Source organism: Paenibacillus xylaniclasticus, assembly GCF_004001065.1.
Taxonomy (GTDB): Bacteria; Bacillota; Bacilli; order Paenibacillales; family Paenibacillaceae; genus Paenibacillus_T; species Paenibacillus_T xylaniclasticus.
Map to the genome: position 1 here is coordinate 39,986 of NZ_BIML01000015.1, position 15,360 is coordinate 55,345.

General features: G+C 52.7%; 13 protein-coding genes. 3 read left to right on the top strand and 10 right to left on the bottom strand.

The genetic code is table 11. The features are described from left to right. The first annotated feature begins 67 nt into the window (after positions 1-67). Entirely contained in the window at positions 68-1,132 is a 1,065-nt protein-coding gene (locus tag PXY01_RS14685) for a hypothetical protein (protein WP_127570777.1), read from the top strand. A gap of 134 nt (positions 1,133-1,266) precedes the next feature. Continuing rightward, the gene (locus tag PXY01_RS14690; RefSeq protein ID WP_127570778.1) at positions 1,267-2,076 is read left to right on the top strand and encodes a Cof-type HAD-IIB family hydrolase; all 810 of its coding nucleotides are present in this window, start codon (positions 1,267-1,269) and stop codon (positions 2,074-2,076) included. Between the two features lie 104 nt (positions 2,077-2,180). Here the strand turns inward: PXY01_RS14690 and PXY01_RS14695 are convergent, their stop codons facing one another. The 8 genes from PXY01_RS14695 to PXY01_RS14730 all read right to left on the bottom strand — a co-directional run bounded on the left by PXY01_RS14695 (position 2,181) and on the right by PXY01_RS14730 (position 11,528). Then, positions 2,181-4,703, bottom strand: coding sequence for an ATP-dependent DNA helicase (locus PXY01_RS14695; protein WP_246027957.1), 2,523 nt, complete (start codon positions 4,701-4,703; stop codon positions 2,181-2,183). A 91-nt stretch (positions 4,704-4,794) separates the two neighbouring features. Continuing rightward, a complete protein-coding gene (locus PXY01_RS14700) occupies positions 4,795-5,067 on the bottom strand; it encodes a DUF2642 domain-containing protein (RefSeq protein ID WP_127570779.1) in 273 nt (90 codons plus the stop codon). A 161-nt stretch (positions 5,068-5,228) separates the two neighbouring features. After that, positions 5,229-6,326, bottom strand: a complete 1,098-nt coding sequence (locus PXY01_RS14705; RefSeq protein ID WP_127570780.1) for a sulfate ABC transporter substrate-binding protein — start codon at positions 6,324-6,326, stop codon at positions 5,229-5,231. A gap of 42 nt (positions 6,327-6,368) precedes the next feature. Further along, positions 6,369-7,433 (bottom strand): sulfate/molybdate ABC transporter ATP-binding protein, encoded by a 1,065-nt coding sequence (locus PXY01_RS14710; protein WP_127570781.1) that lies wholly within the window; start codon positions 7,431-7,433, stop codon positions 6,369-6,371. Between the two features lie 3 nt (positions 7,434-7,436). Beyond that, positions 7,437-8,234 (bottom strand): sulfate ABC transporter permease subunit, encoded by a 798-nt coding sequence (locus PXY01_RS14715; RefSeq protein WP_127570782.1) that lies wholly within the window; start codon positions 8,232-8,234, stop codon positions 7,437-7,439. After that, positions 8,231-9,046 (bottom strand): sulfate ABC transporter permease subunit CysT, encoded by an 816-nt coding sequence (cysT, locus tag PXY01_RS14720; RefSeq protein WP_127570783.1) that lies wholly within the window; start codon positions 9,044-9,046, stop codon positions 8,231-8,233. Before cysT ends, PXY01_RS14715 begins: the two co-directional genes overlap by 4 nt. 496 nt (positions 9,047-9,542) lie before the next feature. After that, positions 9,543-10,175, bottom strand: coding sequence for a YigZ family protein (locus PXY01_RS14725; protein ID WP_127570784.1), 633 nt, complete (start codon positions 10,173-10,175; stop codon positions 9,543-9,545). A 3-nt stretch (positions 10,176-10,178) separates the two neighbouring features. Beyond that, a complete protein-coding gene (locus tag PXY01_RS14730; protein ID WP_127570785.1) occupies positions 10,179-11,528 on the bottom strand; it encodes a glucose-6-phosphate isomerase in 1,350 nt (449 codons plus the stop codon). Between the two features lie 107 nt (positions 11,529-11,635). On the opposite strand from PXY01_RS14730, the gene PXY01_RS14735 reads away from it, so the two are divergent. After that, on the top strand, positions 11,636-12,541 hold the full coding sequence (locus PXY01_RS14735; RefSeq protein WP_127570786.1) for an NAD(P)-dependent oxidoreductase: 906 nt from the start codon (positions 11,636-11,638) through the stop codon (positions 12,539-12,541). A gap of 121 nt (positions 12,542-12,662) precedes the next feature. Here the strand turns inward: PXY01_RS14735 and ppnP are convergent, their stop codons facing one another. Next, complete coding sequence (gene ppnP / locus PXY01_RS14740; RefSeq protein ID WP_127570787.1) at positions 12,663-12,980, bottom strand: pyrimidine/purine nucleoside phosphorylase; 318 nt, start codon at positions 12,978-12,980, stop codon at positions 12,663-12,665. Between the two features lie 151 nt (positions 12,981-13,131). After that, complete coding sequence (tkt, locus tag PXY01_RS14745; RefSeq protein ID WP_127570788.1) at positions 13,132-15,150, bottom strand: transketolase; 2,019 nt, start codon at positions 15,148-15,150, stop codon at positions 13,132-13,134. Positions 15,151-15,360 lie beyond the last annotated feature (210 nt).

The window sequence follows — 15,360 nt, forward strand, 5'->3', positions numbered from 1 at the left end:
ACAAAAGCAAACGCTTATTATGGAGTAAAATGGAATTAAGATATCTCTAAGCCAAGGAGTGACCGCCATGCCAGTGTTGCGCGCGAGTTCCCGAAAGCCTTTAATTTATTTTGTGCTTATCGCTCTTTTTATTTATTGCTTTGACAGTCTCGTGCCCCGTCTTCCTTCCATTCAACAGGAGCTGGACTCGGATCAATTACTCTCTGCCGCAATCCTATTCGACTTTATCATTGTCGTGCCGCTTCTCTATTATTGGCTCGTCGTCAGACGGCAGCCTAGAACAAACACAACGACTATGCCACGAATTGCTCGGGCGATGCCGATAGCCGTTGTCGGCGCCGTTGTTGCATGGCTGGCGCTTCCGAAGTACATGCATGATTCTATATGGATCATGGAGCTCACTCTGCTGCCGATTGAAGCCATCTTTCTCGGGTACGAGCTTCGCATGGCTATTACGATCTACCGCAAGCTCCGCTTACACCAAGCTCAATCGGGTCAATCGTTACCGGATGCTCTTGCAGCCGTTCTTGGTCCAGGCAAACTCAATGGCTTAATTCGTAACGATCTTTCGATCCTCTATTATTTGCTTGGTTCTTGGCGCGCAAGTAGACAGCCTTCTTCGACAGTCCGTTCGTTCACCTATCACAGGAAGACAGGGCTGTTCGTCATGGCTGCGCTCATAACCAAAATATTACTGTTCGAAGCTTTGTTCGATCATCTAGTCGTTCGGATGTGGTCGGAGACGCTTGCTTGGGTAATGACACTCGGCTCGGTATGGGTACTCGCCCTGCTGTGGGCTGACTGCCGCCGAAGCGTGCTTGAACCGACAAGGCTGACGGATAACGCCCTACAGATCCGCCATGGCTTACGGCTGAATGCGGACATCCACTATTCGTTTATCGCCGATGTTCAGACCGGAATAGAGTTAAGGCCTCCTAAACACGAGCGCCGGGTTAGTGCTGAGCCAATACTTGGAACAGCTAATGTCCGCATTACGTTGAACGAACCAAGCACCGTGGAAGGGCTGCTGTTTCAGCCGCGGCTTGTCTCGTTCATTTATCTCACGCTTGATGAGCCTGATGCTTTCGCTAGAGATCTGCGGGAAAGAATAAGAGAAATGGAGACCAGCTAAGAACAATCAATATTAAGAAGAAGCTGGGCTTGGGCGAATTCGCCGCTTGGGGCAGGGCTGCTATTGCCGAAATACCCGCATTAGGCTACAATCTCCCTATTCAGATGAAATAGGAGAGGGAGAAACGTACCGTGATGTTTAAACTAATTGCGATTGATATTGACGATACGCTACTGAATGACGAGCTGATTGTAACCGAAGGGACGAAACAAGCAATGGCAGCCGCTATGGAGCAAGGCGTAATGGTGACGCTTGCCACCGGCCGTATGTATGCATCCGCACGCCAGATCGCGAGCCAGATCGGGCTAAATGTGCCGATCATCACCTACCAAGGCTCGCTCGTTAAGACGCTGCTGGATGGTCAGGTGCTGTATGAGCGCAGCGTGCCGACGGAGGACGCGAAGCGGCTTGACGAATATTGTGTGGCGCACAATTTGCATCTTCAGCTGTATGTAGACGATGTGCTCTATGTACGTGAAGACAATGAGAAAGCGAAGCTCTATTCACAGCTTTCCAAAATTCCATATGTCGTCGAGCCAGACTTCGCCTCGCTGCTGAACAAGCCACAGACGAAGATGCTCATTATTGATGATCCTGAGCTGCTCGATCGTGTCGCTGAGGAGTTGAAGCCGCTGATCGGTGAACGCGTTCATATAACGAAATCAAAGCCACACTATTTAGAATTCACCCACAAGGAAGGGACGAAGGGTCACGCCCTTCGCTTCCTGGCAGAACATATCGGCTGTACGACGGAGCAGGCGATCGCCATCGGCGATGCTTGGAACGACCGCGAAATGATCGAAACAGCCGGTCTGGGCGTTGCTATGGGCAATGCGCTTCCAGCGTTGAAGGAGCTCGCTGACTACGTTACGCTGTCCAACAATGAAGAAGGCGTCCGTCACGTCATCGAGAAATTCGTACTGAACGGCGCTGTGAATCGCTAATTGCGACCTATAAGAAAATGACAAAAGGGAGCTGTCCAAAAAGTCTGTGGATACAGAACTGACGGACCGCTCCCTTCTTTTTTACTCCTAATAGCTAACCATGACTACAATGTGCAGAAATCTGGCTTCGTTACCTGAATAATCTTATAAGGCTTCCATTCCGGCGGCAGAAGACGATTGTACGGCTGCGCGAGGTAGCGGTCATCAATGAGGAGCAAGCACCCTTGATCCGTCTCCGAACGGATTAACCGGCCTCCCGCTTGGAGAACTTTATTCATACCAGGGTAGACATAGGCATAATCAAACCCGTTCCGTCCTGTACGTTCGCAGTAATCACGGATCATGTCACGCTCCAGCCCGACCTGCGGGAGGCCGACGCCAATAACCGCGACGCCGGTCAGCCTGTCTCCGACAAGATCGACACCCTCGGAGAAAATGCCGCCCATCACAGCGAAGCCAAGCAACGGCTCCGCGTTGCCTGCTTGGAAGGCGGCTAGAAACGCTTCGCGCTCCTCCTCCCGCATACTCCCGGCTTGAACGATCGTCTGCAGCATCAGCGAGCGAGGCTCCATCGATTCGACAATCGCCATGAAACGCTCATACACTCGGTTCATATAATCGTACGATGGGAAGAAGGCGAGCGTGTTACCATTCGGCCGTTCCTCTCCGCTTACCATCTCCAGCAGCGCTCTCGCAATCGGCTCGATGCTTTGCTCCCGATCTCGATACCGGGTAGACAATGGCTGCACCCGCACGTCAAGCTGCTCCGGCGAGAACGGCGAAGGCACCGACAGAGAATAATCCGACTCGCCACCCCCGCCAAGTATATCCATATAGTAAGACAATGGCGACAGCGTAGCGGAGAAAAACACTTGAGCGCGAAATCCTTTGCCCGCTTGGCACAGCAGATAGGAAGGGTCTAAACAGAACAGCTTCAACCGTACCTCGCTCTTCTCGCATTCCACCATTGTTACATACCGCTCATCATATAGCTTCGCAATCCGCACCCAGTTCTGCGAGGTAAAATACAGCTCTGAGAGTGAGGCTTCAGCCGCTATAGCCTCCGTCCCTATCGCAGGATAAGACAGCTCTAATGCAGCCTCTTCCGTGAACGTCTCTAGAAGCGGGATCAGATCGCCCGGCATCGTCACGGATACCGCTTGTCCATTGCCCAGAGCAGTCCATGCCGCCCTGCTCTCATTCCCTCTGCGCTGCTCCGGTGTCTCTGCTCTGTCCTGACCTGCAATGCCCTCTTGGGCTCCATTGTCATCCTTAGCGCCTATGGCTTGTATACCACCCTTGCCGGACTGCTCCTTCTCCACCCTTTTGCGCAGCGCCAGCAGCCAATCATTGATCGCCTTCGCCGCAGCCTGCAGCCTCACATTAATGCCCTTATAGCTGCGGGACAGGTGGAGAAAAGGGGCCTTCATCAGCTCAGCCGAGTACATCTCGCGCCCGCGCTCCACCAAGTTATGCGCCTCGTCTACTAAAATCACCGAATGCCGCTTGCGTTCCTCGAACATTCGCTTCAGATTGACGCGAGGATCGAACACATAATTATAATCGCCGATCAAGGCATCCGAGGCGTATGCAGCGTCCAGCGACATCTCGAACGGGCACACGCGATGCTTGCGAGCATAATGCTCGATGACCGTCCTCGTCATCAGCGTCTCGTTGTCCAGCATATCAAGAAGCGCGCCGTTAATCCGGTCGTAATAACCATCGGCATACGGACAAAGCTCCTTCGAGCACCGGACCTCCTCTTGAAAACAAATTTTATCTTTCGCCGTCAACGTCACGACGTGCATCGATAAGCCGTTCGACTGCATGAGCGCAAAAGCTTCTTCAGCAGCCGTCCGCGTAATCGTCTTCGCCGTTAGATAAAATAGCTGCCGAAGGCGCTCCTCCCCAATCGCCTTCACGGCCGGGAACAGCGTCGAAATCGTCTTACCGATGCCCGTCGGGGCTTGCGCGAACAGCTTCGTTCCGTCCGTTATCGTCTTATAGACGGCCCCAGCTAATTTCCTCTGCCCCGCCCGATAAGAGGGAAAAGGAAATGCCAGCGCCTTCGCACTCTCCGTTCGCCTTAAGGCATGCCGCTGAAGCATCCGGGCATATGGGGCATAGGCACGAACCGCGTCCATTACCGCCTCTTGCAGCTGTATGAAGGTATACTTGCGAACAAATGACACGCGCTCGCCCGATGTAGTACTCACATAGGTTAGGCGCACCTGCATCCCGACCTTTTCATGTTGGGCTGCATACATATAGGCATAGCACACGGCTTGCGCCCAATGGACTCTAGGAGCCGTATCACCAGACGCCGGAAGCTCCCCTGCCATTGACTTAATCTCGTCGATCATCATGCCATCTTCCGACTGCAGCAATCCGTCACAACGGCCGTCAATGCGGTACACAATGCCGTCATACTCGATTTCTGCCTTCAGATAATGCTCCTTCTCATCCTGCGGCCCATATTGCGATTGGACGTCCACATGAATCCTCGCCCCTTCGGCCATAGCCGCCGCAGACCGAAAGCCAGAGACGATATCGCCGCTCCGGTACACATATTCTACAAGCTCACGGACAGACAGCTGAACGGACGGCAATGCGGTAGTTGAACTCAATGGCGTTCACGACTCCTTATGGCGAAAGGCCAGAACATTCGTTCTTCCAGTATACCATGCTGGAGCCCGCTGTCGCATCTGCTTCATCCAGCTAACTACCCGGGAACGAGACGGATACGATATAAGCGAGCGCTGCATATTCCACATCGCCGCTTGCCGTCCTTACCGTTGCATACGATTGCTGAACTCCTTCTAATATTCCCGAAATAACGGTAGCGGCAGCAGTCGTGATCGACACGCTGTGACCGATATGCGATAGGAGCAGCTTATAGATCGCAGTACTCGTCACCGAAGCGAAATGGGCATTGTCCACTCCCATACTGCACTCTCCTTTGCGAACTGCTTGAAGTCTGCTTACCTCCATGCTCGTGCTTCTAGCTTATGGGAGTCCGCATCTGCCGGATTAGACTTTATATGCAGGCATCCGCATATTTCACAAATACAAGTCCGTACCTGCGCCAAATCCATAAAAAAACGCCCCCTCCATCACTGGAGAGAGGCGCTTCTTCTTGCTGCCAATTGTTATTAGATACCGGCTAATACTTGATACCAGACGCCTTTCTTCGAATACAGCTTGTCCTTCACTTCGTCCCATCCGCCGAGATAGCTGATATCGAATAGCCCTGCTGGCTCCTCGAATTGATCCTTCGTCGCCTCAGCTGCCTTCGCGCTGACTGGTCGGAAGCCATACTTGGCGAACACCATCTGAGCTTCATCCAGCTTCAAATAGTCGACCAAAGCTTGTGCAGCTTCCTGCACGTCGTGCTTCTTCGCATTCACGTCGACAACGGCTGCCGGATTCTCAATTAAGATCGTATCTTCAGGAATTATGATCGTATAGGCAACGCCCTGCATTATACGTGCACGCAGCTCGTTCTCATAGGTCACGATCACATCGCCGACGCCGTACTCGAATGCAGCCATCGAAGCACGGCCGCTTTTATCAAGCGATTCCACGTTGGCGTGAATCTGCTTCAGAAATTGCTTCGCAAATTGTGGGTCCTTCGTTCCGGTTTGACGCTCCGACTCCTTCAAGCCTGCGCCATAGATCGCGTTAATGTCCCATTGCGCGCCGCCGGACGTCTTCGGATTCGGATACAGCACCTTTACGCCTTTACGCGTTAAGTCCTTCCAATCACGAATGCCGAGCGGGTTGCCATCACGAGTGCCGAGAGCGACAACCGATCTCGTAATCATGCCGCTCGTCTCGTTATCTTTCCAAGTCGGCTCGAGCAAGCCGGCTTTTTGAATTTTCTCAATATCCGTCTCCATAGCCAGCACCGCGACATCCGCTTCGAAGCCGCCGACGATCGCGCGTGCCTGTGTACCGGATGCTTCATACGATTGCTGGAACACAACCTTCTGCCCCGTCTTCTCCTGCCAATAACGTTGAAAGCTCGGGAGCAGCTCGTCGAGCGCATCCTTCACAACGGAGTACGCACCGATGACCAGCGTAATGTCACCACTTTGTGCTGAACCCGTCGCTGCTTCTCCACCCGCATTGTTCTTCGTACTGCTTGAGCTGCCGCAAGCGGATAGAAACAGCAGCATGCAAGCACCTGCGAGCAGAGCCGCCGCGCGCATCCGTTGTCGGGCAGCCCGCGTTGATACCCATTTCCACATGATTATATGCCCCTGACCGCTTCCGATAGGCCTAATGCCGCATTAAATATGAATCGGCATCGGGTCCTCCTTCAGCTTATTCTCCATAATCCAGCTGTCCGTATCGTTGAACAGATAAGCTCGGTGTACGAGCACGCTAAGCTGATCGCCCGGATGAAGCACTTCCTTCTCAAGCGAACGATAAGTAATCAGCTTCGTTGATCCGACCTCCAGCTCTACCATCCATTCGCTGCCCCGGAAGTGCAAATGCTTCACGCGGCCAGTCATCGCTGCCGATGCCAGTCGAATCTCTCCCGGCTTGCCGATCTCGATATATTCTGGACGGATGAGCGCCTTCGTACCTGGTATATTCGCCGCATCTTCAAAGCCGTGGATGGCCGCGACATTCTCAACAATCGTCGATTCACCGATAAAGCTTGCGACGAATGGAGTTTCCGGACTTTTATAAATATCCCAAGGCGTTCCTTTCTGCTCGAGACGTCCTTTATTAATAATCATAATTTCGTCGGCAACCTCAATCGCTTCCTCCTGATCGTGCGTAACGAAAATCGACGTGATGCCAACCCGTTCGATCAGTTCCTTCAGCCACGTTCTTAGCTCCGTACGAATCTTAGCATCAATTGCCGCGAACGGCTCGTCGAGCAGCAGCAGCTGCGGCTCTGGCGCAAGCGCCCGGGCGAACGCAACACGCTGACGTTGACCGCCGGACAGCTGATGCGGATAGCGGTTCTCGAACCCTTTGAGACCTGTCAGCTCGACCAACTCCATGACCCGCTCACGGATTTGCTCCTTCGACTTCTTCTTAATCTTCAGACCGAAGGCAATGTTGTCGAACACGGTCATATGCTTGAACAAGGCATAGTTCTGAAAAACGAAGCCGATGCCGCGCTCTTGCGGCGGAAGGTCGTTGACCCGCTTGCCGAGAAATTCGATATCACCGGAGGTTGGCGTCTCCAGTCCTGCTAGCATGCGAAGAATGGACGTCTTGCCACCGCCGCTCGGGCCGAGCAAGCCGATTAGATGTCCTTTCTCAATCGTAAAGCTAACATCGCGAACCGCATGGAAATCGCCGAATTGTTTGTTCAGATTACGTACCTCGATATGCATCGGTTAATGCACTTCCTTTCGTTTCTTCGCCCATTCCATGAGCAGAAGCAATCCGACGGAAACGGCCGCCAATACGAGAGCGACGCCATTCGCCGCAGTGACGTTAAAGTTCTCTACATCCTGGTAAACGAGCGTAGTAGCAGTTTGTGTTTTGTTCATGATGTTACCTGACACGACTAGCACCGCACCGAACTCGCCCAGACAGCGCGCGACCGTCAAGACGACGCCGTAAATGACGCCCCAGCGAATTGCCGGCCACGTCACTTTCCAGAACGTATACCATGAGTAAGCGCCTAGTGTCGAGGCAGCCTCCTCCTGTGAGGTACCGATCTCATGCAGCACCGGCATAATCTCGCGCACCATCATCGGGAACGTGACGAATAGCGTGGCAATAACCATACCTGGGAATGCATATACAATCGAAATCCCCGCATCGTTCAGCAATGAGCCAAGCGCTGTGCTCGGGCCAAGGAGCAGGACGATCATGAGACCACCGATAACCGGCGATACAGCAAACGGCAGATCAAGCACACTGTTTAGCAGCTGCTTGAGCTTCTCTGGCAGCCATTCGGCGCGTACGAGATAAAGCGACAGCATCACACCGAACAACGTGTTAATCACCGTTACGACAACCGTAATAAGCCCAGTCATCATCAGCGCATGCACCGCTTCCGGACGGCTTAGCGCATCGGAGAAGCCGTGCCACCCGTCACTCCAAGCGCCGGTAAAAATACGTGCCAGCGGAACGATAATGAGAATAAGAAAAACGATATACGTTAATGGAATCCATAGCTTCTTCACTTGCTGCTCCTCCTTGCCTGTACTCTGCTTACAAACCACAGAATAATGAAGGAGAAGGTGAGCAGCAGAATCGAGACCGCCGCTGCGCCCTGCGGGTTATCGCTTTCGATCTCGCCGTAGATGAACACCGAAGCGATCAACGTCTTTCCCGGAATATTGCCCGCCACAAGTACGACGGCACCGAATTCCGCAAGCGCGCGGGAGAAGGCCAGCATGCCTCCGCTTAGAACGCCGGGCAGCATCGACGGAAATATAATTTGAATAAAGGTTTTCGTCTTCGAAGCGCCCATCGTATAAGCAGCTTCTTCCTCCGATTTATCCAGCTCCTCCAGCAGCGGCTGAACCGCTCGGATAACGAATGGGAAGGTGACGAACACCATCGCAACGACGATAGCAGGCTCGTGATACACAATCTGAAAGCCTAGCTTATCGGCAATATTGCCGACGAAGCTGTTAGGGCCGAGCAGCAGCAAAATCATCAAGCCGCCTACTGCGGTCGGCAGCGCGAACGGCAAATCGACAAGACTGTTAAGCAGCCTCCGCCCAACGAATTTGTATCGATTGAGCGTCCAGCCGATCATCGTGCCAATTAAGATGTTAATGACAGCCGCGATGAATGCCAGCTTCACCGTAAGTAGTACAGCCTTCCATGCCAGCGGATCGCTGACGCTTTCGTAGAAAGGCTTCCAGCCTAGCGAGAACGATTGCGTGTAGATTCCGATTATGGGAACAACGACCAGCAGCACGAAATATAGCATCACTGTGCTGCGAAATCCGAAGCTCCACCATCGGCTGCGGAACATGAAATTCATCAGTACGTTAGACCTCCAGACCATCGGCTCGAGCCGTAGGGGACAACGAATAACGTCTATTCGTCATTTAATTCCTATTATAATACTCGGTATTCTGATTTTACATAAGCACAGATGCCCCGTCAATGGTTTTCTAGAAATTCTATCATAGTCATATATCGCCAATTCCAGAACAGCCTATCAAATGAAACGAATCCTAAGAGATTATAAGAGCTATTATCTAAGCTTTACCTAGGTTTCTCTTATACGATCTATATATTTATGGTTTATTTATATAATTACTTCCAATAGAATAGTATTAATACTTATCGGAGGGTGGTAATAGCGCGCGATGGATAAGCTTAGCTCATTCTTCAAATTGATCAGTATAAGTGTACTTGAGATGAACGATCTGCTGCGAATAGCGAAGCCGTAACCGAGCATAAAGAAAGCTGCCGATAAGTCACAAAGACTCATCGGCAGCTTTCATTACCATCACTTAAAGCAAGCTGACTCTTCACTCGCCTTCGATCCGATACACCGCTTCACCTATCACGATGACGGCTTGGCCTTGCGTCAAGTCGGTCACCCATGCGATGAATGCGTCTGCTTCCTCCTCGATTGGCAAACAGGTGACTGTTACGCGGTCAGTGAATTCGGTGTTCTCTACCCGGTATTCACGCGCATGCAGCTCATTCTCCAGCTTGCCGTACCACGTATAGTCGACGTCAACGAACACCTCGCGGTGCAATACGTTAACGATAGCATCCGCCGCCTCGATCGCGGCCACAGCCCCGTCCGAATAAGCGCGAATGAGTCCGCCAGCGCCGAGCAAAATCCCGCCAAAATAACGAGTGACGACGATGGCAACATTTTTTAAGCCTTGATTCTTAATAACCTCCAGAATCGGCTTGCCGGCTGTACCACTCGGCTCGCCATCATCCGACGCCTTCTGAATCTCGTCGCGCTCCCCGACTACATAGGCAGAGCAGTTGTGCGTCGCCTGCTTGTGAAGCTTCTTAATCTTATCGACGAAAGCGATCGCTTCCTCCTCGGAAGCGACCGGTGTTCCATATCCAATAAACCGCGATTTGCGAATGACGATCTCTTTCTCGCCTTCGCCTCGCAGCGTTTTATATCTTGGCAGCATGACCTACAGACGAGCTTCGAGCTCGGCCTTTTCTTTCTCATAGCCTGGCTTGCCGAGCAGCGCGAACATATTCTTCTTGTAAGCTTCAACGCCTGGCTGATCGAACGGATTCACGCCCATCAGATAGCCGCTGATGCCGCAAGCTTTCTCGAAGAAGTAGACGAGGTAGCCGAACGTGTACGGCGTCATGTCGGCGATGTTCACGATCAGGTTCGGCACTTGACCGTCCGTATGCGCAAGCAGTGTGCCTTCGAACGCTTTCTTGTTCACGAAATCAAGCGTTTTGCCAGCGAGGAAGTTCAATCCGTCGAGATCCTCTGGGTCCTTCTCGATCGTAATGTGCTCTGCCACTTCTTTCACTTGGATAACCGTCTCGAAAATGTTACGGTTACCCTCTTGGATGAATTGGCCCATCGAGTGAAGGTCCGTTGAGAAGTCTACGGATGCCGGATAGATGCCTTTGTAGTCTTTGCCTTCGCTCTCGCCGTACAGCTGCTTCCACCATTCCGATACGAAATGCAGCGACGGCTCATAGTTAACGAGAATTTCCGTTACTTTGCCTTTGCGATACAGCGCATTGCGGACAGCCGCATATTGATATGCCTCATTCTCCGCAAGGTTCGGGTTGCTGTATGCCGCTTGCGCGTCCGCAGCGCCCTTCATCATCGCATCGATATCAATGCCGGCAACAGCGATTGGCAGCAGGCCTACTGCAGTCAGCACGGAATAACGGCCGCCTACGTCGTCCGGAATAATGAACGACTCGTAGCCTTCTGCTGTCGCGAGCGTCTTCAGTGCACCCTTCGCTTTGTCCGTCGTCGCGAAGATCCGTTTGCGAGCTTCTTCTTTGCCGTACTTTTTCTCCAGTGCATCTTTGAAAATACGGAATGCGATAGCCGGCTCCGTCGTCGTGCCGGATTTCGAAATGACGTTGATCGACCAGCTGCGGCCTTCGAGCAGCTGCAGCAGATGCGTCACATACGTGGAGCTAATGTTGTTGCCAGCGAAGAAAATTTGCGGCGTCTTACGGGCTGCATCCGTCTGAACGTTATAGAACGAGTTAGACAGCATTTCGATCGCTGCGCGAGCGCCGAGATACGAGCCGCCGATGCCGATTACGACCAGCACCTCGGAGTCGGATTGAATTTTGGCTGCCGCTTGCTTAATGCGTGCGAACTCTTCTTTGTCATAGTTCGTCGGAAGATCGATCCAGCCCAAGAAATCAGAGCCTGCGCCCGTACCGTTATGCAGCTGCTCATGAGCGAGCTTCACTTGGCTTGCGAAATTGTCAATCTCATGCTGACCGACGAACGACAGCGCTTTGCTGTAATCAAAATGAACCGTTTTGCTCATTGAAATTGCCTCCTTTATAGTAAAAGCCTTGTTCGGCTTATCCGGCTTCGGGTCCGAATATGTTAAACTGAAACAGATAGTAAACGCTATAGAAAGCAGGGATTGTTATGAAAACAACTGTAGGCTTTATCGGCCTTGGTACAATGGGCTTCGCGATGGCGACGAATTTGCTGCGCAAAGGCTTCGACGTTACCGTCTATAACCGCACTGCCTCTAAGGCCGAGGAGCTTCGCACGCTCGGAGCTTCCGTCGCTTCCTCACCGGCTGAGGCCGCTTCCGGGCGCCATGTCGTCATTACAATGGTCAGCAACGATGACTCTATCCACGCCGTATATGATGGCGAGCAAGGCATCTTCGCAGGGGTCGATTCGGGAACTGTCATTGTCGACAGCAGTACGATTTCGCCGGAGATGGCCCGCCGTCTGGCAGATGATGCCGCCAAGCGTGACGCCGTCTTCCTTGATGCGCCCGTAACAGGCAGCAAGCCTGCAGCGGAAGCCGGCTTGCTAGTATTCATGGTCGGCGGAAGCGCCGAAGCCGCCTCGTCCATCGAGCACGTGCTGCTTGCGATGGGACGCCGCGTCATTCCGATGGGGCCAAGCGGCAGCGGTGCCGTTGCCAAGCTGGCACACAACACCATTGTCGGCATCAATACCGCCGCACTTATGGAAGGCTTCGCTATCGCTACCGCTGGCGGTATTGACAGCGAATCGTTCCTCGCGCTTGTCCAATCGGGCGGTGCGGCTAGCAAAGCAGCGGAGCTAAAAGGTCCGAAGCTGCTCGAAGAGGATTACAGCGTACAATTCGCACTCGAGCTAATGCTCAAGGACTTGCGGCTGTCGTCCGTCCTGTCCGATCGGCTCGGTGTTCCGACACCGCTGCTCGAAGCTTCAAAAAGCTTGTACCAAGCCGGCAATTCAGCCGGACATGGCTCGCTCGATCTGTCCGCCGTAGCCAAAGTGTACGAGCAGTGGATCGGCCGTTCGCTTGCCTACCGCCGTCAAGACCAATAACAGCTCACCGCTATACAGAAGGCCGCATGCGACAAGCATGCGGCCTTCTTGCCGCCGCATGTACCGCACGAAGCGTACAGCAGCGTGCGTACAGCTTGTCTAACAACCGTTCGGCTTTCTCTTACTCGTTAATGTACGAGCAGATGTAGTCGGTCACGGAAGCGACTTGTAGCTTGAACTTCGAGTTCGCTGGAACGACGAATTCTCCCTCGCCTTGAATATGAAGCCATTCGGATTCGCCTGGAAGCAACACCTTCAGGTCGCCCGCTTGAATCTCCATAATTTCTTTCGCATCCGTTCCGAACTCATATTCTCCAGGCATCATAATGCCGAGCGTTTTCTTCGTGCCATCTGCGAAAATAACAGCGCGGCTCGTTACCTTGCCGTCGAAATATACATTAGCTTTCTTAACAACCGATACGCCTTCGAATTGAGACATAGTGAACAACTCTCCCTTGTAGTATCAAATTCCGGCATGGACGCTCTCAATGCCTCATTCCATTATGCAATACGTCAAAATTTTCTACAATGAGCAAAAGGCGCGGCGCGAGAAGCGCAGCGCCTTTTGCCTATATTAACGAGGATATGGTCTATTTCAACAGACCTTTAACTTTGCTAACGACGTTCTCAACCGTGAAGCCGTACTCTTTGATCACACGGTCGCCAGGAGCAGATGCGCCGAACGTGTTGATGCCAAGCACTGCGCCTTGGTCGCCAACGAAGCGTTCCCAACCGAACGGATGAGCCATCTCAACAGCGAGACGAGCTTTAACGTTAGGGAGCAATACGGAATCTTTGTACTCTTGCGATTGCTTATCGAACAGATCCCAGCTTGGCATGCTGATTACGCGAACGTGGATACCTTCTGCAGCCAATGCTTGTTGAGCTGCTACAGCCAGTTGAACCTCGGAGCCCGTTGCGATAATTTGTGCGACTGGTTGACCGTTCGCTGCATCGGAGATTACATAAGCACCCTTCTTAACGCCTTCGCGCGCTTTGTCAGCCGTACCTTCGAGAATCGGCAGGTTTTGGCGCGACAGAACGAGCGCAACCGGGTTCGATTTGTTCTCAACGGAATAAGCCCATGCAGCGGACGTCTCGTTCGCATCAGCTGGACGAATAACCGTCAGGTCAGGAATGATGCGCAGCGATGCAAGCTGTTCGATCGGCTCGTGCGTTGGACCGTCTTCGCCGACTGCGATCGAGTCATGCGTAAGCACATACGTTACCGGCAGCTTCATCAGTGCGGACAAACGAACTGCTGGACGCAGGTAGTCCGTGAATACGAAGAACGTACCGCCGTATACTTTGAGACCGCCATGCAGCGTGATACCGTTCATTGCAGCAGCCATACCGAACTCGCGAATACCGAAGTAAATATTGCGGCCGTCGTATGAACCCGCTTTGTATACTGGCAATCCTTTGAGATGCGTCATCGTCGAGCTTTCGAGGTCAGCGGAGCCGCCTACGAAGTTCGGGATGTTTTTCGCGAGGCCGTTCAGAGCGTTACCGGAAGCAACGCGCGTCGACAGCGGCTTATCTTCCGTCGTATATTTCGGAAGGTCTGCGTCCCAGCCAGCAGGCAGGTCGCCAGCAACAGCCGTCTCGAATTGAGCAGCCAGCTCTGGGAATGCTTTCTTATATTCAGCAAACTTCGCGTCCCAAGCAGCGTTAGCTTTCTCACCAGCTTGTTTCACTTCGCCAAAATGTGCTGCTACTTCAGCAGGAACCGTGAAAGGCTCATGCTCCCAGTTATAGAACTGCTTCGTCAGAATCGTCTCTTCAGGACCGAGCGGAGAACCGTGAGGACCTGCATGGCCGCCTTTGCCGCCTTTGTTCGGGCTGCCGTAGCCAATAATCGTCTTCACTTCGATCAGCGTCGGCTTGGATGCTTCAGCTTGCGCTGCTTCGATCGCTTTGGAGATTGCCTCCAGATCGTTGCCGTCTTCTACGCGCAGCACTTGCCAGCCGTAGCTTTCGAAGCGCTTCTGAACAGACTCCGAGCTAGACAGGCTCAGCTCGCCGTCAAGCGTGATGTCGTTGGAGTCAAACAGCACGATGAGCTTGCCAAGCTTCAAGTGACCCGCAAGGGAAGCCGCTTCATGGGAGATACCTTCCATCAGGTCGCCGTCGCCGCAGATCGAATACGTGTAGTGGTCGATAATTTTGAAGCCTTCTTTGTTGTACGTTGCGCTCAATTGAGCCTCTGCCATTGCCATACCGACTGCCATAGCGAAGCCTTGGCCGAGAGGACCCGTCGTTGCGTCAACGCCTGCCGTGTGGCCGAATTCCGGGTGGCCCGGCGTCTTGGAGCCCCATTGACGGAAGCTTTTCAGCTCATCGAGCGACAAGCCGTAGCCAGACAGGTGAAGAAGGCTGTATAGCAGCATGGAGCCGTGGCCTGCGGACAGGACAAAACGGTCCCGGTTGATCCAAGCGGGATTCGAAGGATTGTGAACCATCGTTTTGGCGAACAATTGATAGCCCATTGGAGCTGCACCCATCGGCATGCCTGGGTGGCCCGATTTTGCTTTCTCAATTGCGTCGATTGCAAGTGTACGAATCGTGTCGATCGAAAGCTGATCGATGGACTTCTGCGTAACTGTCATTCCGTAATTCCTCCTAATTGCAATGAAATTGCCTAATTATCTCTGCTTAATGGGATAATGCGCCTCAATTAACATGCGCACTGGCTTTGAAACATTGTACCACTCCCGAGGGTGCTTTTCCATATGTATTCTTATTACGAAAACTGATACGAACTATAAATAACATCTTGAACTAACATGAAAGCTCCTGTAATTATTATGAGCTGCCCA

Excerpts from the sequence above, each read along its gene's own strand:
- PXY01_RS14685 (WP_127570777.1), top strand. The coding sequence starts at position 68 with ATGCCAGTGTTGCGCGCGAGTTCCCGAAAGCCTTTAATTTATTTTGTG.
- PXY01_RS14690 (WP_127570778.1), top strand. The coding sequence starts at position 1,267 with ATGTTTAAACTAATTGCGATTGATATTGACGATACGCTACTGAATGAC.
- PXY01_RS14700 (WP_127570779.1), bottom strand. The coding sequence starts at position 5,067 with ATGGAGGTAAGCAGACTTCAAGCAGTTCGCAAAGGAGAGTGCAGTATG.
- PXY01_RS14705 (WP_127570780.1), bottom strand. The coding sequence starts at position 6,326 with ATGTGGAAATGGGTATCAACGCGGGCTGCCCGACAACGGATGCGCGCG.
- PXY01_RS14710 (WP_127570781.1), bottom strand. The coding sequence starts at position 7,433 with ATGCATATCGAGGTACGTAATCTGAACAAACAATTCGGCGATTTCCAT.
- cysT (WP_127570783.1), bottom strand. The coding sequence starts at position 9,046 with ATGAATTTCATGTTCCGCAGCCGATGGTGGAGCTTCGGATTTCGCAGC.
- PXY01_RS14725 (WP_127570784.1), bottom strand. The coding sequence starts at position 10,175 with ATGCTGCCAAGATATAAAACGCTGCGAGGCGAAGGCGAGAAAGAGATC.
- PXY01_RS14730 (WP_127570785.1), bottom strand. The coding sequence starts at position 11,528 with ATGAGCAAAACGGTTCATTTTGATTACAGCAAAGCGCTGTCGTTCGTC.
- PXY01_RS14735 (WP_127570786.1), top strand. The coding sequence starts at position 11,636 with ATGAAAACAACTGTAGGCTTTATCGGCCTTGGTACAATGGGCTTCGCG.
- ppnP (WP_127570787.1), bottom strand. The coding sequence starts at position 12,980 with ATGTCTCAATTCGAAGGCGTATCGGTTGTTAAGAAAGCTAATGTATAT.
- tkt (WP_127570788.1), bottom strand. The coding sequence starts at position 15,150 with ATGACAGTTACGCAGAAGTCCATCGATCAGCTTTCGATCGACACGATT.